The sequence below is a fragment of the Robertmurraya dakarensis genome (genome assembly GCF_900156875.1).
GTDB lineage: Bacteria > Bacillota > Bacilli > Bacillales > Cytobacillaceae > Robertmurraya > Robertmurraya dakarensis.
Window position 1 is genome coordinate 2110750 of the sequence record NZ_LT707409.1, and the last position, 17110, is coordinate 2127859.

The window sequence follows — 17110 nt, forward strand, 5'->3', positions numbered from 1 at the left end:
GAGACTCCCTTAATTGCACAGCATCTTACTCTTTGCTAAGTGCTTTCTTAATCGAATTTCTGTACCTTGTCCAACCGCAGAGTTAACCTCTAATTCATCCATAAAGTTTTCCATGATCGTAAAGCCCATTCCAGACCTCTCCAATTCAGGTCTTGTTGTAAAAAGAGGCTGCCGCGCTTCCTCAACATCCCCTATTCCTTTGCCTTTATCTTTAATACTTATCTCAATATAGCCATCCTCTGTTTTAACGGAGATATAAACAATTCCATCAGGATTACTGTCATAGCCATGGATAATGGCATTCGTCACCGCTTCAGATACAACTGTTTTAATTTCTGTTAATTCATCCATGGTTGGATCCAGTTGAGCAATAAAGGATGCCACAGTAACCCTTGCAAATGATTCATTTTGGCTAAGCGCCTTAAATTGAAGCTGCATTTCATTTTTCATATTACGCTACCCCCAATCTTTCCAAAGCAAATTGTTCAGTCGGCTCTAAGCGAATTATTTTAAATAAACCCGACATATCGAATAATCTTTGGACACTTGGGGAAATTGCACATACGACCATTTCTCCATGCAGCTGTTTGATTTGTTTATATCTGCCTAGAATTACACCAAGTCCTGAACTATCCATAAAGGTGAGAGATTCTAAATTCAGGACAATGTGATGAATATTGTTCTCTACTATTGCTTTTGAAGCCTGTTCACGCAATGCATCTGCTGTATGGTGATCCAGTTCACCACTAAGACGTATACACAAGACATCCCGTTTAATTTCCAATTCAATGTTAAGACTCACTATCCATAGCCCTCCTTGTCTGGTATAGTGAGTCAATTCGATATCTGCAGTCCAACTTCCTTCTCCTTGGACAAAACTAGTGACCTTTCGCTAAAAAAAGTAATCATAAAGTAGGTTTCGACAATTCTTTTTAAAGTTTTACGATCACTTCAGATCTATGACACGGGAAATCAGTTTTTCTCACCAGATTTAGTAAACATACCAAAGGACCGCTTAAATAAAGTCCACCAGCCGGCTTCTTCCACCTTTTCCTTGGCTACTAGAGGACTCTCGACGATGGTAATTCCATCTTTCACTAGTTTAATGCTTCCAATTTCGTCGCCCTTTTCGATTGGAGCTTTTACGTCCTTCTTAAACGCTACTTTTTGCTTTACCTCATCAACATTCTCGCCCTTTTTGGTTAAAAGGGAGATCGGTTCACTCGTTAAGGCTTCCACTGTTTTCTTATCGCCCTTGCTGATTTTGACTTTTCCAACAGAAACATTTCTCTCATACATCGGATGTGTTTCATATTGACTAAATGCATAATCAAGCATTTTTGTGACTTGTGCATTTCTGGATTTAGAAGTAGGAGCACCAAACACAACTGCGATGACCCTCATACCATTTTTTTCTGCTGTAGCTGTTAAACAATACTTCGCTTCGCCTGTATAGCCTGTTTTTAATCCATCTACCCCGGAATAAAAACGAACAAGGCGGTTGGTATTTACCAGCCAGAATTTTTTATCGGTATTTTCACGTAAATACGCTTCATACGTGCCGGTAAACTTCGTAATGTCTTCATATTTTAATAGTTCCTTGGCGATTACAGCCATATCGTTTGCCGTGCTGTAATGATTATCTGCAGGCAATCCAGTCGTATTTTGAAACAATGTATTCTTTAACCCTAATTCTTTTACTTTCTTGTTCATCATTTCAACAAATGCTTCTTCAGACCCGGCTATTCTTTCAGCCATCGCTACTGAGGCATCGTTGGCGGAACCAATTGCAATGGCCTTTAGCATTTCTTCAGTGGTCATCTCTTCTCCAGGCTCAAGGAAAATTTGCGACCCACCCATCGATGCAGCATATTCACTGGTACGAATTTTTTCGTCCTTTTTTAATTTACCACTGTCGATTGCTTCCATAATTAATAGCATCGTCATGATCTTAGTCATGCTTGCAGGGGGTAACTGTTCATTGCTGTTTTTGTCGTACAATACTGTTCCTGTATCTCTTTCAATCAAAATAGCAGATCCTGCATCATTTGCTAGTTCAACGCCAGTTTTTTCCTCTGCCAATGCAGCTGGAGCCGTTGCTGAAGTGACTAACATTGCTAAAAGTAATAAAGATACAAATCTTTTCATGACACTAACCCTCCATTCTATTATCTAGCTGCGGCTCCTCTAGTGACACAATTCTCGCCATTCTCTATTGAAACTTAAAAAAAGTATTCTTCATGGCATAGGTACCCCTTTTTTATATTCTGCAGGGATCGGTACACAACAGTCGCCTTAGCACTCTTATAAAAACCATTTTTCACCAATAGATAAAAAATTATACAATTATTTACTTTTATTTATTTATTAGGTTATTAGTACTCATATAATTCATTAGCTTCCTGCAAGTCTCCTAAAACGTAAAACAAAAACATACAAAAAAGCCAAGGTTTTCACCCTTGGCTTTTTCCCAGTTTACTCTGTAATTTCTTCATATATTAATGTTGGCGGATTTACTTTCGATTCAGAAATCATGATATTGTTGTACAGTTTTACTTTCACCTCTTCTACGTCTTCGAAGTTGCTGTAAAGCGTAACTAATGATTCCCCTTTTTTCACTGGATCCCCCACTTTTTTATTTAAAACAAGTCCTACAGCTAAATCAATTTCTGATTCCTTCGTTGCCCGGCCCGCTCCAAGAATCATCGCGGCTGTGCCAATTTCATCAGCAACCATTTCTGACACATAACCATCTTGCTTTGCTTCTAATTCAAAAGTGAATTTTGCTTGAGGCAGATTGGATGGATCATCCACAACAGAGGGGTCTCCGCCTTGCGAGCTCAAGAAGGTCTTGAATGTTTCTAAAGCTTCTCCGTTATTTATGACTGTCTCAAGCATTTGTCTAGCTTGATCCAGACTTTCTGCCTTCTTTGCTAGATAAACCATATAGCTGCCTAATGTTAAGCATAGCTCCGTTAAATCCTTCGGTCCTTGACCTTTTAGTGTATCAATCGCTTCTTTTACTTCCAACGCATTCCCGATAGCAAAACCTAAAGGCTGGCTCATGTCAGATATAACAGCCATTGTTTTTCTCCCGACATTGTTGCCAATCTGGACCATCGCATGCGCAAGTTTTCTCGAATCCTCAATACTTTTCATAAAAGCCCCAGCACCAGTTTTCACATCCAATACAATCGCATCGGCACCAGCAGCAATTTTTTTACTCATGATTGAACTGGCAATCAAGGGAATGCTGTCAACAGTTGCGGTAACATCTCGAAGAGCATATAACTTTTTATCTGCAGGCGTTAAATTTCCGCTTTGCCCTATAACAGCTACCTTATTTTTATTAACAAGGTTTATGAATTCCTCTTTTTCAAGTTCAACATGAAAGCCTGCTACAGATTCAAGCTTATCAATTGTTCCTCCTGTATGCCCTAATCCACGTCCTGACATTTTAGCAACAGGAACCCCTACTGAAGCAACTAATGGCCCTAGAACAAGCGTTGTTGTATCTCCCACTCCGCCCGTGGAGTGTTTGTCCACTTTAATTCCTTCAACTGCGGACAGGTCGATTCTATCACCCGATTCAACCATTGCCATCGTTAAGTCAGCTCTTTCCTTGTCGGACATTCCTTGAAAAAAGATCGCCATCGTTAAGGCACTCACTTGATAATCTGGAATACTTCCGTCAGTATAGCCATTTATAATAAACTGAATTTCTTCCGTTGTTAATTCTAATCCATCTCGCTTCTTTTCAATCAAGTCTACCATTCTCATCAAACACACCACCTATCAAATCCCGATTTCTTTGACAATGCTTTTAACAAAGCGTAGGAAGTTTTCTTTTACTTTTTCTGTTGTTTCAATTACCTCTTCATGATTGAGAGGCTGATCAAGTATTCCTGCTGCCATATTTGAAATACAGGATATGCCTAGCACCTCCAGGCCGCTGTGACGCGCAACAATTACCTCCGGAACGGTAGACATTCCGACTGCATCACCGCCCATAGCCCTAATCATTCTCACCTCAGCTGGAGTTTCATATGTAGGTCCAGTATTCCCAACATAGACACCTTCTCTTAAGGAAATGTTCAGTGTTTGTGCGACAGATTTTGCTTTTTGAAGTAATTCTTTCGAGTATGCTTCTGACATATCTGGAAATCTAACACCCAGTCTTGAATCATTCTTGCCTATTAAGGGATTAGAACCCATATTATTTATATGATCTGTAATTAGCATTAAATCACCCGGAGAAAAACTTTCATTTACGCCTCCAGCTGCATTTGTGACGATCAATGTCTCTACTCCAAGTTCTTTCATGACCCTTACAGGGAAGGTGACTTGTTCAAAGTGATAACCTTCATAATAATGAAATCTTCCTTGCATAGCGACTACTTCCACACCATTTAGATTCCCAAATACTAGCTGTCCTGCATGTCCCTCAACGGTTGATACAGGAAAATCCGGAATTTCTTCATAAGGTGTTTTAACAGGTGCTTGAATTTCTTCTGCGAGCACACCTAAACCGGACCCAAGAATCAGCCCAATTCTAGGTTTCGTATTTGTTTGACCTTTCAAGTAGTTAGCTGCGGCTTGTATTTTTTCGTAGTTCATTATATGATTCCCCTCCATTATGGCGAAGTTATTATACTTATTCATCGTGATATTACTTCAATTCGTTCAAGAAGCTTTTTCCGAAATTAGGCATTTTCACTTGAAAATTATCCGCAACAGTTGCGCCAATATCGGCAAAGGTATCTCTTAGAGGTAATCCCTTCCCCTCTGTGAAGGCTTTTGAAAATACTAGAAGCGGCACATATTCACGCGTATGATCCGTTCCGTGATGAATAGGATCGTTCCCATGGTCAGCAGTAATAATTAGAAGATCATCTTCCTTCAGCTTATCAAAAACTTCTGGTAAGCGCTGATCATATTCCTCCAGAGCTTTCCCATAACCTATAGGATCACGTCTATGTCCATACAGTGCATCAAAATCAACTAAGTTTAAAAAGCTTAATCCCGTAAAGTCCATATCTAATGATTGTAAGAGCTTATCCATGCCGTCCATATTCGAAACGGTTCTTAATGATTTTGTGACGCCCTCGCCGTCATATATATCTGAAATCTTCCCAATTGCAATTACATCAAGACTGGAGTCTTTCAATTCATTCATTACAGTTCTATCAAATGGTTTTAAAGCGTAATCATGGCGATTTGCTGTTCTGGTAAATTCCCCAGGTTTTCCAACAAATGGTCTCGCAATCACCCGGCCTACCATGTACTTTTCATCTAATGTAAGTTCGCGGGCAATTTCACAAATTTTGTATTGCTCTTCTATAGGTATGATCTCCTCATGTGCAGCAATTTGCAAAACAGAATCAGCAGAAGTGTAGACAATTAATGCCCCAGTTTCCATATGCTCTTCCCCTAATTCGTCTAGAATCGCTGTACCGCTGGCAGGTTTATTTCCAATTACTTTTCTTCCTGTCCGTGATTCAAGCTCTGAAATTAATTCATCTGGAAATCCATCTGGAAATACTCTAAATGGCGTGCTGATATTTAACCCCATGATCTCCCAATGTCCTGTCATCGTATCTTTTCCGCTAGATGCTTCCTGCATTTTCGTATAGAATGCCTGCGGCTGTTCTGCCCGATCAATCCCTTTTATTTGCCGGATATTACTTAAGCCGAGTTTTCCCATATTCGGCATCTTAAGCCCATTCATTCTTTCGGCAATATGCCCTAATGTGTCAGCTCCCTTGTCACCAAACTTTTCAGCATCTGGAGCTTCTCCAATTCCAACAGAATCCATCACAATTAAAAAAATTCTTTTAAAACGATAGCTCATCCTAACCCCTCCTAGTAAAGTATGTATACAATTTCAAGAGCCGCATTACATTTTATACAGTCATTCTACTGTTATTTATTTATACAATTTTAGAGTACCCTAAAAATTAGGAATCAATAGATTGGTCAGAAGTCTGACATCTTTATAGTACAAAATTTCACCCTTTAAATACAAGAAAAAGTTGCCTGGACAGGCAACTTTTTCCTAACTCTATTATTCTATTATAAAAGTTTATGCTCTTGGATGAAACTGGCTATAAACATCCTTCAATCTCGTCTTTGTTACATGTGTGTAAATCTGTGTAGTGGAAATATCAGCATGTCCGAGCATCTCCTGAACTGCTCTTAAATCTGCTCCATTTTCAAGAAGATGTGTGGCAAATGAATGTCTGAGTGTATGAGGTGTTAGTTCCTTTTCAATTCCAGCCTCCTGTGTAAGGCGCTTAAGAATTTTCCAGAATCCTTGTCTAGTTAATCTTTTACCATGATGATTTAAAAATAAAGCTTCATCTTTATATTTTTTTGATACAAACTTAGGTCGTCCCTTATCGATATAATTTTGTATTGCTGCACTTGCGGAGTTGCCCAGCGGGATGATCCGTTCTTTATTCCCTTTTCCAATACAGCGAATAAACCCCATCGTTAAATGGACGTCCCCCATATCCAAGCTTATCAATTCACTTACCCGAATGCCTGTAGCATAAAGCAGCTCTAGCATCGCCTTATCACGAAGCCCAAAATGATCACTCGATTTTGGGGAATCTAGCAACCGTTCCACTTCTTTTAAGCTTAAGACCTTTGGCAATGACCTCTCCATCTTCGGAGTATCAACATGTACGGAAGGGTCATGATCAACAGTTTTTTCTCGGAGCAAAAACTGGTGTAAAGCCCTTATCGATGCAACATGTCTAGCCAAAGTCTTAGACGATTTCCCTTGTTCTTTCAGGAATCCTAAAAAATGAACAATTTGGACTCGTCCTGTCTCTTGAAATGTACTGATTTTCTCTACGGTCTGTAAATAATGAATATAGCTCTTCAAATCTCTCTCATATGAAACAATCGTATTCCGAGCCAATCCTTTTTCTACTACTAAAAAGTGTATAAAATCTTTGAGTTGATACTCCATTATCATTACTCCCCATTTAAGTAAAACAATATTAGCCTATCAAACCACGTAGGGTCTTCGTCTACTCCATTCCCTGAAACCTTAACGGCTGTGCCGTTTGGTTCGTCATAACGATGATAATCCTGGTACTCTTCATTTACCCACATAATACCATAGTAAAATAGAATTGTGCAGCCAGTAAAAAGAAGGAAAACCTTTAGTGTTTGAAATAGTACTTTAAACCATGTTTTCATATGCCTGTCCTCCAAAACCATCCTTTATAGTAAAGGTATGCCAAATAGGACAGTAAATATACATTGGACTTATGTAAAAAACCTTTTCTTCTTAGAAAAGGTTTTGGCTATTCTTCATTCTCTTTTTCTTTTCCCTGACAACGATAGCATACTCCATGAAAGGTTAAGCGGTGATCCTTAATTTTAAAATTCCAGTCACGTTCAACAATCGCTTCAACGTCCTCTAGTAAATCTTCCTGAATTTCATCCACAGCTCCACATTCAATGCAAACTAGGTGATGGTGGAAATGCGCTGCACCCTCTTGTCTTAGGTCATACCGTGATACGCCATCACCAAAATTAATTTTATCTACTATTTTCAATTCGGTCAGTAGTTCAAGTGTTCTATATACAGTTGCTAGTCCAATTTCAGGCGATTTTTCTTTAACTAGGAGGTACACATCTTCAGCGCTTAAATGATCCTCTTCATGTTCTAAAAGCACTCTTACAGTTGATTCACGCTGAGGTGTTAGTTTGTAGCTTGATGAATGTAAATGCTTCTTTATTCTCTCAATTCTGCTTTCCATTACGTTTGTCCTCCCTCGCCACTGTCACTATACATTATAACAAATGATCGAGTCTTTTCAAAATGAAATTATTATAAATAATAGATTATATTTAATCTTACCTAATAATTATTATAAATTGTTATTATAAATAATTATTCTATCTTTTCCCTTTAATTATATACCAAATTCAGCATATATTTAGAAAAAAATGTGAAAAATAAGCGAAGTTTTTTCAGATTATTGAAATGGTTCCCTTTCTCTATTGAACAGCGTTTACTACCATTTTCATGAGAGCTGGGGATACGTAAGCTTCAATTCCAGCCGCGGCAACTAACAACAGAGCAGCTGCCATAAAAGCAAGCGCATATCTTCCCACCAATGGCAGCATTGGCTGCGTCATCTTTTTCATAAATTGCCTGCGAATCATTGTGATAGAAAAAGAAACTGATAGAGTTGCGGCAAATATAAAAATCGGGATGATGATCAAATTTTGAGGAAGAACAGACACAAAGGACATCAAAAATCCTTCCCACTGCATTTGATTAACAAGAAACCCTACAGTAAAACCAACGACTAAGCCCTTTATAAAAAGCAGGATTAAGATAACAGGCAAACCGATAATTGAAATTCCCAAAATCCACATAAGGCCAATAAATTTACTGTTATGAAAGAAGCTTTGTAAAAATAAATCATTCGAGGCTGCTACCTTTCCATCAGATACTTGTCCAAAAAATTGTGATAAATAATAAAACAAATCTTCTTTTTGTGTCAGGCTCAAGCTATTCACGACAATGGCTCCAAATATAACTCCCATTAAAAATAACGTAATCACAAACAAATAAATAGAAGAATGGTCACGAAAATGTGATGTTATCACGCTCTGGTACATTTTTTTCTTCATCATTATCCCCCTAAAACTCCAATCTATTAGCAGTATCAGCTGCATTACAAAGGGTCCTATACTAAAACTTATACTGTAATGTATGTTGTTCTGTTCTTCTATATGACAATCAAATCTAGTAAAAGTTTTACTAGATTTAAAAAAGCAAAAGGCTGTTTCATACCTGAAAGAGCCTTTTGCTTTCTGTTGCTGGGTTTTGTTTGTTTACGATTCCGTTACTTTTCCGTATATGCCTCCCCCGCCTGCCTGGAAGGATAGTGCCCCTTTTCTAGCATTGATAATAAGGTTAGCAATTTTTATCGGAATGACTTCCTTTAATGCTTCTTCTGGCACTTCATGAAGAATGGCCATTTCCGTTCCAAAATGGTGGAGCAGTTTTTCCATCAGCTTCGGACCAATTCCTGGGATAAACTGTAACGGCACTTGATGGATATAAGGAGGCCTGTTATCAGGACCATGAGAAGCTGTCGCTAATTCTGTTATTCTTTCTGCCACACCTTTAACAAATTTTTCATGACCGCAATTTTGACATCGACTTATTTCAAGATTAGCTGGTTCACTACACTCAGCACATACAGTTTGATGATATTTTCCTAACAGCGGATCAAGCCCATAATTTGCGATTATCCTTTGGCCGGCTTTTTCCTCTAGCGATTCTAGTAAATGGTTAAAGGTTAATTTCTTCATTGCAATTATTTGATATTCCCTGGCAATTTTCCCTAGGGAATGGGCATCAGAATTGGTCACATAAGGATATCTATGAATTTCCCCGATTACATCTGCCATGTTTGTATTAGAACTTAAACCAAGCTCTATTCCATCTATTAAATCTGGGTCAAATACTTCTGCTAACGAGCGTTCCACACCTCGTCCAAACAAGCTTTTGAATGGTGTAAAAACATGAGCTGGAATGAATATTCCTCCAAGACTCTTTACTTTTTTCTGAAGTTCGCGGCCTGTTACATATAAACGCTGTGAGCTTAGATGAATATTTTTCAAATGCTGCGTCAGCCAGTTTGAGAATTCCTTCATAATCGTTAAATTAGGAAAATAGGCCAGAACATGGATTGGACCTTTACAGTCTTCATCATAAATTTCGAGTTCGGAGCCTGGGATGATCGTTAATCCATCATAATACAGACCGCCCTCTTCCTGCTGGATAAGCTCTCCTGCATTCAGTAAATTTTCCATCTCGATGATAACCTCAGGGGAATGACAATCGATGATTCCAATCATATGAAGACCTTTTAAATCCCTGGCGTGTTCAATGATATTGGAAAAGGTCAGCGTCTTAGCTCCTGTTATTTTCACAGCTCTTCCGGTATACGTTCGCCCGATATGAATATGTAAATCAACATAATATTGGTTCACTTTTTAACATCCTCTTGTAATTGTAAGTATTGAATGGCATATGCTGTCTTGGCATCATAAATTTTTTGTTCTTGTATGTATTGCAATGCTTCTGATAACGTCAACTCCACTACATTGACGAATTCATCCTCATCTAATCCCAAAGCGTTCTCTTTCTTAAAAAGCCCCTTCGCTACATATAAATGAACAATTTCATCAGCAAAACCCGGTGAAGTATAAAAGGAGATCAGCCATTCTAGCTGCTTGCAATCATAGCCTGTTTCTTCTTCTAATTCCCGTTTCGCAGAATGAGCGGGTTCCTCTCCTTTCTCCAGCTTTCCTGCAGGAATTTCTATAATCGTTCTCTCTAATGGCTTACGGAATTGTTCCACCATGACTATTTTATTTTCTTCTGTAAGAGCTATAACGGCAACCGCCCCAGGATGTTTAACGATTTCGCGCTTTGATGTATTCCCATTCGGAAGCATCACATCATCCACCTGCAAACTGATGACCTTTCCTGAAAAAATCTTTTCTGATTGTATCGTTTTCTCTTCTAGTTGTGCCATTTCTTTTGTCACTCCTGTTCTATTCTCTGCTTCTTTGTACATATAGTTTAGCATATTACATTTGGAGGAGTAGGAATGAAAGTATATGTGCATGACAAAGGAATTATTTTAGTGGGGAAAGCTTGGGAAATCAGAATGAAATTAAAAGAATATACCAAAGAATATTATTACCTTTCTGACTGGCTGAAAACCGTAAAGGAGCAATAATTTGTTTTCCTCTGCTTTCTTTCTATAGAATAAGACAGTAGAGGTGAAGGAAATGAAAAAGCGAAAACTAGGACAATCCGATTTATTCGTAAGCGAATTGGGACTAGGCTGTATGTCTTTAGGCACGGATGGAGTGCAGGCACAACAGATTATTGAAGCGGCTTTAGAAGAGGGAATTAACTATTTTGATACTGCAGACTTATATGATTTTGGCATCAACGAAAAAATCGTCGGCTCTTCTTTAAAAAACGTTAGAGACAAAGTTGTGATTGCCACAAAAGTAGGAAACCGTCCAAATCAAGAAAAAAACGGATGGAGCTGGGATCCTTCAAAGCAATATATTAAAGAAGCCGTTAAGCAAAGCTTAAAACGACTCGGGACCGATTATATCGATTTATATCAGCTTCATGGCGGGACCATTGAAGATCCTATCAGCGAGACGATTGAAGCATTTGAAGAGTTAAGGGAAGAGGGATTTATCCGTTATTATGGAATTTCCTCTATACGTCCTAATGTCATTCGAGAGTATGTAGAAAAAGCTAATATTGTTTCAGTGATGATGCAATACAGCATTTTAGACAGACGGCCTGAAGAAGAAATGCTGCCCCTCCTATCCGAAAATGGAATCAGCGTTGTCAGTCGAGGCCCTCTAGCGAAAGGGCTGCTAAGCGAAAAAATGCTGACAAAAGCATCAAAATCTGTAATGGAATCCGGTTATTCAGATTACAGCTACGATGAATTATCTGAGCTAATCCCTGCTTTAAAAGAAAAGATTGCTAAGGATCGTTCCTTAACAGAAATTTCTCTTCAATATATTCTTTCCGGGCCAGCTGTTTCTTCTGTTATCGCTGGAGCCAGCTCTGTCAAACAAGTAAAAGAGAATGCTCAAGCTGTCAAGACAAACCCTTTAACGAAAGAAGAGTTGGATTTTATTCGTACCGTATCGAAAGCCAATCGATACGCTTCGCATCGTTAAAATTGAAGTCCATATAAAAAAACAAAGCAATCGGCTAAAAAATGAGCCGATTGCTTTTTATCTGCTATTTATAATCCTTCCAGTTCATCGAGCTTTCATTAAAAAGCTCCTCAAAGGATTTATTTTTTTCCTTTAAACGTCTTTCTTCTCGCTTCTTCTGTTCTTCTGCCTCTTTTTTAAGCTCTTCTTCTGCTTTTAACTCCTGCTTTGTATCCTTTAGCTTTTTCATTAAATCTTCGTTTAACATATCTCCTAAAGTAACAGGCTTATCAGTTTGTTTCTTGGCTGGAGTTTGTTTCTTTTTTTTCATCTTGATCCCTCTCTGCTAAGTTTGTGAAACTATTATAACATTAGAAAAAGAGATTGTTTACTTTTTCAAAAGCTAGCCGCAGCCTGCGGTTTATTTTGCTAATTCTACAACCGTCGCAACTCCTTGGCCGCCGCCAATGCAAAGCGTTGCCAGTCCCTTCTCAGCATTTCTTCGTTTCATCTCATGAATTAAAGTGACCAATATTCTTGCTCCGCTTGCTCCAATAGGATGCCCCAGGGCAATGGCTCCACCGTTTACATTTAATATATCTCTATTAAAATGGAGTTCCTTATCTACAGCCAAGCTCTGACTTGCAAATGCTTCGTTCGCCTCAATAAGATCCAGTTCATCCATGGATATAGATGCCTTTTCTAAAGCTTTTTTAACAGCTTGAACCGGGCCTATTCCCATAATACTTGGATCAACCCCTGCACTGGCATTTCCCTTTATCGTGACAAGCGGAGTTATTCCTAACTCCTCTGCTTTTTCTTTGCTCATCACAACCAGAACGGCTGCCCCGTCATTTATTCCTGAGGCGTTTCCAGCCGTAACACTTCCATCCTTTTTAAAAGCAGGCTTAAGCGCTTTCAGCTTTTCCGCTGTTGTCCCTTCTTTAGGGTATTCATCTCTATCAAATATAACCGGCTCCCCTTTACGCTGAGGAATCTCTACCGGAACAATTTCTTCTTTAAATTTCCCCTGCTGGGTCGCGTTCACTGCTTTTTCTTGACTCCAAGCTGCAAACTCATCCTGCTCTTCTCTCGTAATCCCATACTTGTCACAAAGATTTTCGGCTGTTACTCCCATATGATAGTCATTGAATGCACACCATAGACCGTCTGTAATCATGCTGTCAATTACCTTTTGATCTCCCATTCTAAAACCATTTCGAGCATTTTTCAACAGATATGGAGCTTGACTCATATTCTCGATTCCGCCTGCTACGACAATTTCGGAATCTCCTGCCATAATTGCCTGTGCCGCTAAATGCACAGCTTTTAGTCCAGATCCGCATACCTTATTAATTGTAAAGGCAGAAGCACTTTGCGGAAGTCCTGCTTTTATCGCAGCCTGCCGCGCTGGATTTTGTCCAATACCAGCCTGGAGAACATTTCCTAAAATCACTTCATCTACCTGTTCCGGTTTTAATCCTGCTTTCTCAAGAGCTCCTTTAATCACAATCGCGCCTAGGTCAGGTGCTGAAATGTCTTTTAAACTTCCATTAAAACTACCAATTGCTGTTCGAACTGCGCTGACAATTACCACTTCTGTCGCTGTCATTCTTTTCATCCCTTTCTATTTCCACTCCTATTTATAGTTCGATTTGGAATGAAAAAATCCTTTTATTTCAGCAAAACTTCTCTTCTTCAGCAGCTCTCTCGGGCGTGCATAATGAAACAATGATTAACCCATGTTATTAGAGATGTTACTTTTAAGGAGGGAACAATCATGTCTCAAAAACGAGAAAAGGGTTATAGCCAAAAAGGAAAGCCTAATGGAGACAATGTAAAGCAAATGATCGCGGCGGAGGAATTGGAACAAGCCGTCCAGCCAACCAAAAGGCAAAATTCACAGCAATAGGAAACCTAGGACTCGGCATGCCCGAGTCTTATTTTTTTAAAATTTTCGTTAAAATGCTAAAATGAAGAAAATAACACTTTTGGAGGGATATTCTTGAAGCGAGCCTTCCGTTACTTCCTTTCTATCCTGCTTCTTTTTGTTTCCATCGGCGTCTATTTTTCGAACCGAATTATGTATATGAAAAAGAAGGATGATCTTTTTATTTTCAATCGTGAAAAAGAAGCAGGCCGCTTAAACCCTGATGAGTTTGACAATATGCCAAAAAGAGAAATCTTAATCCCCTCTTCCTTTGGCTATCATCTGAAAGCAGTTGTTGTCGAACCTCATGACACCAATCAATACATGATCTTTTGCCACGGTGTAACCGAGAACAAACTTAATTCAGTAAAGTATATGAATCTTTTTATCCAAAGAGGCTTCAACGCGGTCATTTACGATCACCGCAGACACGGTGAATCTGGAGGAAAAACAACGAGCTACGGATACTATGAAAAATTCGACTTAAAAACAATCGTTGACTGGCTGAAGCTGGACAGAGGTCCTAACCTTTTACTTGGAATTCACGGGGAATCGATGGGAGCCGCGACGATGCTTTTATATGCTGGAATGCTTGAAGATGGGGCAAATTTTTATATTGCTGATTGTCCTTTTTCGGATTTTAGAGAACAGCTCGCTTACCGCTTAAAAGCTGAAATGAGACTTCCTCCAAAACTTTTCCTGCCTGTTGCTGATTTGTTTATCAAAATGCGGCAAAAGTATTCTTTGCGCGACGTTGCTCCAATTACCGTTATTGAACATATTACAAAGCCCATTCTTTTTATTCATAGCAAGAAAGATGACTTCATACTACCATCAATGACAGAAGCTCTTTACGATAAAAAAAAGGGACCCAAAAAGCTTTATATGGCAGAGAATGGGGTTCATGCGCAATCATTAAATGAAAATAAAGAGGACTATGAAAAGGTCATTGATGAGTTTTTAGAGAGTTATGTCTATCGAAAATAAAGAAGGCGCTATGTTCGATGCCTTCTTTATTACTTTTTATACGACTTTATTATAAAAACTCATGCGAGGATTTAAGTATTCATTGGGGCTTTTTAATTGAAAGGTGTTACTAGACTCAGAGAAATCAATGGTAAGCTTATCAGCTAAAAAAACGACCTTTGATTTTTCTACATAAATGGAACCTGCATTTGTTTGAACTTCTTCGTCATCTTGTTCTAATTCCTTTACAAGCCATAGGGCGGTTACACCGCTTACCACACACCCGCAGCCTTCCGTATCATATTTCAATTTTAAAAACCCTTGATTTTCGCCTGTTTTTTCTTCTATCTTTCTTGCTGCTGCATCTGTTAAGGTGATTTCCATCTGTTATTCTCCTTCCCGTAATATATCTCATTGTAGCATAGTTTTTTACCAGCCCTCTTCTCTTATGCTTAAAGAGAGGCTACTCTTCCGTCAAGCGGACATCTGCAATCGCAGAAAGGGGAATTCGGTGGACTTCCTCAAAGCGGTCAACAATATGCAGCTTTTGACTAAGGGGATCCCAATAATGAATATCCCCTATGACCAGTTTGTACTGTTTTTGCACGTAATGAGTGACCGTGACCCTTTTTCCAAATTCCATTGCTTCAAAAATCACTTCGTTCATCACTTCTAAATACTGTTCATCTAGTTCTTTGCTGTCTTCAAAGGCATCTTCTTTCGCCCAATCCCGCAAGAGCTTAACATGCTCAGGCAGCATCATCGATGTCCATTTCATTTTCCCGCGGTCTCGAATCATTGACTTTATCCTCCTTACATTTTATGTCCGCCAACCAGCTTAGCTCGGTGCTTCGCTGTTCCCGCATTGGTATAGGAGACAGCCCTAAGCAAAGAGCCCGGTCCAAAACGTTTGCGAATATCATCAACCGTGTAGCCAAGCTCTCTCTTTTTCCAGCCATCTAAATCAAATAAGTTCAGCTGAAAATCTTTGTCATCGACAACATTACCGAGCGAAATCATAATTTGCCTAACCGTCTTTCCATCATAATGCTCACGAAAAAGCTCTAAGCACACGCGGTAAAGGTCCATCGTCACATTTGTCGGCGTATCGATCGTTCTTGAACGGTAAAAACCGCCGCCAAACTCATCCTTACTGTAGCCAAGACCAAAGCTGATCGTTCTTCCTGCTTTCCTTCCTGTACGGGCACGCCTTGCCACCTCTTCACACATTTCCAATATGACATGCTTGATTTCCTCCTCTTCCTTATAGTCCCGGAGTAAAATCTGGCTCTTTCCAAAGCTGATTTGCCCTTCCATTAGCGGAGCTCCCATTTCAGAAAGATCGACTCCCCATGCATGGTAATACAACTGATTTCCCATAACCCCAAATTTCTTCTCCAGCATTTTTAAATCATAATGAGCCAGCTGCCCTACCGTAAAAATCCCCATGCTGTTTAAAGTTTTTTCAACGCGGCGGCCAATTCCCCACATTTCTCTTAGCGGTGAAACATTCCACAATTTTTCCGGGACGTCCTCATACGTCCACTCGGCAATGCCCTTCTTTTTTGCCTCTAAATCAAGGCAAAGCTTTGCCAGCAGCATATTCGGTCCAATGCCGACCGCACACGGAAGCTGGAATTCTCTCTCAATATCATCTTTGATTTTTCGCGCAATCGTTTTCGCATCGCCCCAAAGCTTAACCGCTCCGTCCACGCCGATAAAACTTTCATCTACACTATAAGTATGAATGGCTTCTTTCGGAACGTAGCGGTGAAATACACGGGTAATTTCCAACGAAACTCTTAAATACGTCGCCATTTTCGGTTCCACTACTAGAATTCGTGGATCATTCGGAATTTCAAACCTGCGAGACCCTGTTTTAATGCCAAATTCTTTTTTTAATTTCGGTGAAGCTGCAAGCACAACACTTCCCTGGCGTTCCTTTTCCCCAACAACGGCCAAATAGCACTCAAGCGGGTCCAGCCCTAACATAACAGCGGAACAGCTGGCATAAAAGCTTTTCATATCAACACATAAAATTTGATTGTGCGGCATCTTGCTGTAATCAATCATGCCTTCTCCACCTCTTCTTATCACCAAAAGGAACATTTGTTCTTATTATTATACTTTTAATATTAAGCGAATATACGTTCTGTTTCAATGGAAATTTTTATGGTTTGAGAAAAGCCTGAGATGATTCTTTTATGAAGAATGAGTATAATCATCGGTGAGGTGCGTGCAAATGGACAAAAAATTCATCTATAAAATGGTGCGAAATTGCTTCAAGCAATATCACAATGAACACGAGGATTTCCCAATAAAAGAAGGCGATTATGAACGATTATATAAAAAAATTATTACCGCAAAGGAAAAAGATCACGAAAGCACACTGCATGACATTATTAATGATATCGTCTATGAGTTTATAACAAATGAATAAAGAAAAATCACTTCCCCTTGTGAAAGTGATTTTTC

At 39.2% G+C, this 17110-nt stretch carries 22 protein-coding genes; 5 read left to right on the forward strand and 17 right to left on the reverse strand.

All coding sequences use genetic code 11. The features are described 5' to 3' along the window. Positions 1-9: 9 nt before the first annotated feature. The 12 genes from spoIIAB to CZ487_RS19085 all read right to left on the reverse strand — a co-directional run bounded on the left by spoIIAB (position 10) and on the right by CZ487_RS19085 (position 10577). The gene (gene spoIIAB, locus CZ487_RS19030; RefSeq protein ID WP_077213866.1) at positions 10-450 is read right to left on the reverse strand and encodes an anti-sigma F factor; all 441 of its coding nucleotides are present in this window, start codon (positions 448-450) and stop codon (positions 10-12) included. A gap of 1 nt (position 451) precedes the next feature. Then, entirely contained in the window at positions 452-802 is a 351-nt protein-coding gene (gene spoIIAA, locus CZ487_RS19035) for an anti-sigma F factor antagonist (RefSeq protein ID WP_077213867.1), read from the reverse strand. Between the two features lie 170 nt (positions 803-972). Further along, positions 973-2148 (reverse strand): D-alanyl-D-alanine carboxypeptidase family protein, encoded by a 1176-nt coding sequence (locus CZ487_RS19040; protein WP_077213868.1) that lies wholly within the window; start codon positions 2146-2148, stop codon positions 973-975. 327 nt (positions 2149-2475) lie between these two features. Continuing rightward, positions 2476-3780, reverse strand: a complete 1305-nt coding sequence (locus tag CZ487_RS19045; protein WP_077213869.1) for a pyrimidine-nucleoside phosphorylase — start codon at positions 3778-3780, stop codon at positions 2476-2478. Positions 3781-3795: 15 nt separating this feature from the next. Then, complete coding sequence (locus tag CZ487_RS19050) at positions 3796-4617, reverse strand: purine-nucleoside phosphorylase (protein WP_077213870.1); 822 nt, start codon at positions 4615-4617, stop codon at positions 3796-3798. 52 nt (positions 4618-4669) lie between these two features. Beyond that, positions 4670-5851, reverse strand: coding sequence for a phosphopentomutase (gene deoB, locus CZ487_RS19055; protein ID WP_077213871.1), 1182 nt, complete (start codon positions 5849-5851; stop codon positions 4670-4672). Between the two features lie 231 nt (positions 5852-6082). Then, positions 6083-6976 (reverse strand): site-specific tyrosine recombinase XerD, encoded by an 894-nt coding sequence (gene xerD, locus CZ487_RS19060; protein WP_077213872.1) that lies wholly within the window; start codon positions 6974-6976, stop codon positions 6083-6085. Between the two features lie 5 nt (positions 6977-6981). Then, positions 6982-7209 carry a YqzK family protein gene (locus CZ487_RS19065; RefSeq protein ID WP_077213873.1) on the reverse strand — a complete coding sequence of 76 codons (228 nt, stop codon included), beginning with the start codon at positions 7207-7209 and terminating at the stop codon, positions 6982-6984. A gap of 107 nt (positions 7210-7316) precedes the next feature. Then, positions 7317-7775 (reverse strand): ferric iron uptake transcriptional regulator, encoded by a 459-nt coding sequence (gene fur / locus CZ487_RS19070; RefSeq protein ID WP_077213874.1) that lies wholly within the window; start codon positions 7773-7775, stop codon positions 7317-7319. A gap of 241 nt (positions 7776-8016) precedes the next feature. Beyond that, complete coding sequence (gene spoIIM / locus CZ487_RS19075) at positions 8017-8658, reverse strand: stage II sporulation protein M (protein WP_077213875.1); 642 nt, start codon at positions 8656-8658, stop codon at positions 8017-8019. A 204-nt stretch (positions 8659-8862) separates the two neighbouring features. Further along, a complete protein-coding gene (locus CZ487_RS19080) occupies positions 8863-10029 on the reverse strand; it encodes an endonuclease Q family protein (RefSeq protein WP_077213876.1) in 1167 nt (388 codons plus the stop codon). Next, entirely contained in the window at positions 10026-10577 is a 552-nt protein-coding gene (locus tag CZ487_RS19085) for an NUDIX hydrolase (protein WP_077213877.1), read from the reverse strand. Before CZ487_RS19085 ends, CZ487_RS19080 begins: the two co-directional genes overlap by 4 nt. Before the next feature lie 75 nt (positions 10578-10652). Here CZ487_RS19085 and mciZ point away from each other — a divergent pair, with 75 nt between their 5' ends. Both mciZ and CZ487_RS19095 read left to right on the forward strand, forming a co-directional pair. Next, positions 10653-10784, forward strand: a complete 132-nt coding sequence (mciZ, locus tag CZ487_RS19090) for a Z-ring formation inhibitor MciZ (RefSeq protein ID WP_077213878.1) — start codon at positions 10653-10655, stop codon at positions 10782-10784. Positions 10785-10836: 52 nt separating this feature from the next. Next, positions 10837-11760: an aldo/keto reductase gene (locus tag CZ487_RS19095; protein WP_077213879.1), complete on the forward strand. Its 924-nt coding sequence runs from the start codon at positions 10837-10839 to the stop codon at positions 11758-11760. A gap of 64 nt (positions 11761-11824) precedes the next feature. On the opposite strand, the gene CZ487_RS19100 is transcribed toward CZ487_RS19095, so the two are convergent. Together CZ487_RS19100 and CZ487_RS19105 are read right to left on the reverse strand one after the other, a co-directional pair. After that, positions 11825-12076 (reverse strand): YqkE family protein, encoded by a 252-nt coding sequence (locus CZ487_RS19100; protein WP_202617892.1) that lies wholly within the window; start codon positions 12074-12076, stop codon positions 11825-11827. A gap of 84 nt (positions 12077-12160) precedes the next feature. Then, a complete protein-coding gene (locus CZ487_RS19105) occupies positions 12161-13351 on the reverse strand; it encodes an acetyl-CoA C-acetyltransferase (protein WP_077215389.1) in 1191 nt (396 codons plus the stop codon). A gap of 168 nt (positions 13352-13519) precedes the next feature. Here CZ487_RS19105 and CZ487_RS27770 point away from each other — a divergent pair, with 168 nt between their 5' ends. Further along, entirely contained in the window at positions 13520-13651 is a 132-nt protein-coding gene (locus CZ487_RS27770; protein ID WP_272914211.1) for a hypothetical protein, read from the forward strand. A gap of 93 nt (positions 13652-13744) precedes the next feature. Beyond that, positions 13745-14656, forward strand: coding sequence for an alpha/beta hydrolase (locus CZ487_RS19110; RefSeq protein WP_077213881.1), 912 nt, complete (start codon positions 13745-13747; stop codon positions 14654-14656). Positions 14657-14692: 36 nt separating this feature from the next. Here CZ487_RS19110 and CZ487_RS19115 read toward each other — a convergent pair whose 3' ends face one another. The 3 genes from CZ487_RS19115 to CZ487_RS19125 all read right to left on the reverse strand — a co-directional run bounded on the left by CZ487_RS19115 (position 14693) and on the right by CZ487_RS19125 (position 16708). Then, entirely contained in the window at positions 14693-15019 is a 327-nt protein-coding gene (locus tag CZ487_RS19115; protein ID WP_077213882.1) for an iron-sulfur cluster biosynthesis family protein, read from the reverse strand. 79 nt (positions 15020-15098) lie between these two features. Then, positions 15099-15434, reverse strand: a complete 336-nt coding sequence (locus CZ487_RS19120) for a YolD-like family protein (RefSeq protein WP_077213883.1) — start codon at positions 15432-15434, stop codon at positions 15099-15101. Positions 15435-15448: 14 nt separating this feature from the next. Next, positions 15449-16708, reverse strand: a complete 1260-nt coding sequence (locus CZ487_RS19125) for a Y-family DNA polymerase (RefSeq protein WP_077213884.1) — start codon at positions 16706-16708, stop codon at positions 15449-15451. A 169-nt stretch (positions 16709-16877) separates the two neighbouring features. On the opposite strand from CZ487_RS19125, the gene CZ487_RS19130 reads away from it, so the two are divergent. Then, complete coding sequence (locus CZ487_RS19130) at positions 16878-17075, forward strand: YqzH family protein (protein WP_077213885.1); 198 nt, start codon at positions 16878-16880, stop codon at positions 17073-17075. Positions 17076-17110: the final 35 nt, after the last annotated feature.

Bases quoted from the DNA above. Each gene is read 5' to 3' on its own strand.
- spoIIAB (WP_077213866.1), bottom strand. From the start codon at position 450: ATGAAAAATGAAATGCAGCTTCAATTTAAGGCGCTTAGCCAAAATGAA.
- CZ487_RS19040 (WP_077213868.1), bottom strand. From the start codon at position 2,148: ATGAAAAGATTTGTATCTTTATTACTTTTAGCAATGTTAGTCACTTCA.
- CZ487_RS19045 (WP_077213869.1), bottom strand. From the start codon at position 3,780: ATGAGAATGGTAGACTTGATTGAAAAGAAGCGAGATGGATTAGAATTA.
- CZ487_RS19050 (WP_077213870.1), bottom strand. From the start codon at position 4,617: ATGAACTACGAAAAAATACAAGCCGCAGCTAACTACTTGAAAGGTCAA.
- deoB (WP_077213871.1), bottom strand. From the start codon at position 5,851: ATGAGCTATCGTTTTAAAAGAATTTTTTTAATTGTGATGGATTCTGTT.
- xerD (WP_077213872.1), bottom strand. From the start codon at position 6,976: ATGGAGTATCAACTCAAAGATTTTATACACTTTTTAGTAGTAGAAAAA.
- CZ487_RS19065 (WP_077213873.1), bottom strand. From the start codon at position 7,209: ATGAAAACATGGTTTAAAGTACTATTTCAAACACTAAAGGTTTTCCTT.
- fur (WP_077213874.1), bottom strand. From the start codon at position 7,775: ATGGAAAGCAGAATTGAGAGAATAAAGAAGCATTTACATTCATCAAGC.
- spoIIM (WP_077213875.1), bottom strand. From the start codon at position 8,658: ATGAAGAAAAAAATGTACCAGAGCGTGATAACATCACATTTTCGTGAC.
- CZ487_RS19085 (WP_077213877.1), bottom strand. From the start codon at position 10,577: ATGGCACAACTAGAAGAGAAAACGATACAATCAGAAAAGATTTTTTCA.
- mciZ (WP_077213878.1), top strand. From the start codon at position 10,653: ATGAAAGTATATGTGCATGACAAAGGAATTATTTTAGTGGGGAAAGCT.
- CZ487_RS19095 (WP_077213879.1), top strand. From the start codon at position 10,837: ATGAAAAAGCGAAAACTAGGACAATCCGATTTATTCGTAAGCGAATTG.
- CZ487_RS19105 (WP_077215389.1), bottom strand. From the start codon at position 13,351: ATGACAGCGACAGAAGTGGTAATTGTCAGCGCAGTTCGAACAGCAATT.
- CZ487_RS27770 (WP_272914211.1), top strand. From the start codon at position 13,520: ATGTCTCAAAAACGAGAAAAGGGTTATAGCCAAAAAGGAAAGCCTAAT.
- CZ487_RS19115 (WP_077213882.1), bottom strand. From the start codon at position 15,019: ATGGAAATCACCTTAACAGATGCAGCAGCAAGAAAGATAGAAGAAAAA.
- CZ487_RS19120 (WP_077213883.1), bottom strand. From the start codon at position 15,434: ATGATTCGAGACCGCGGGAAAATGAAATGGACATCGATGATGCTGCCT.
- CZ487_RS19125 (WP_077213884.1), bottom strand. From the start codon at position 16,708: ATGATTGATTACAGCAAGATGCCGCACAATCAAATTTTATGTGTTGAT.
- CZ487_RS19130 (WP_077213885.1), top strand. From the start codon at position 16,878: ATGGACAAAAAATTCATCTATAAAATGGTGCGAAATTGCTTCAAGCAA.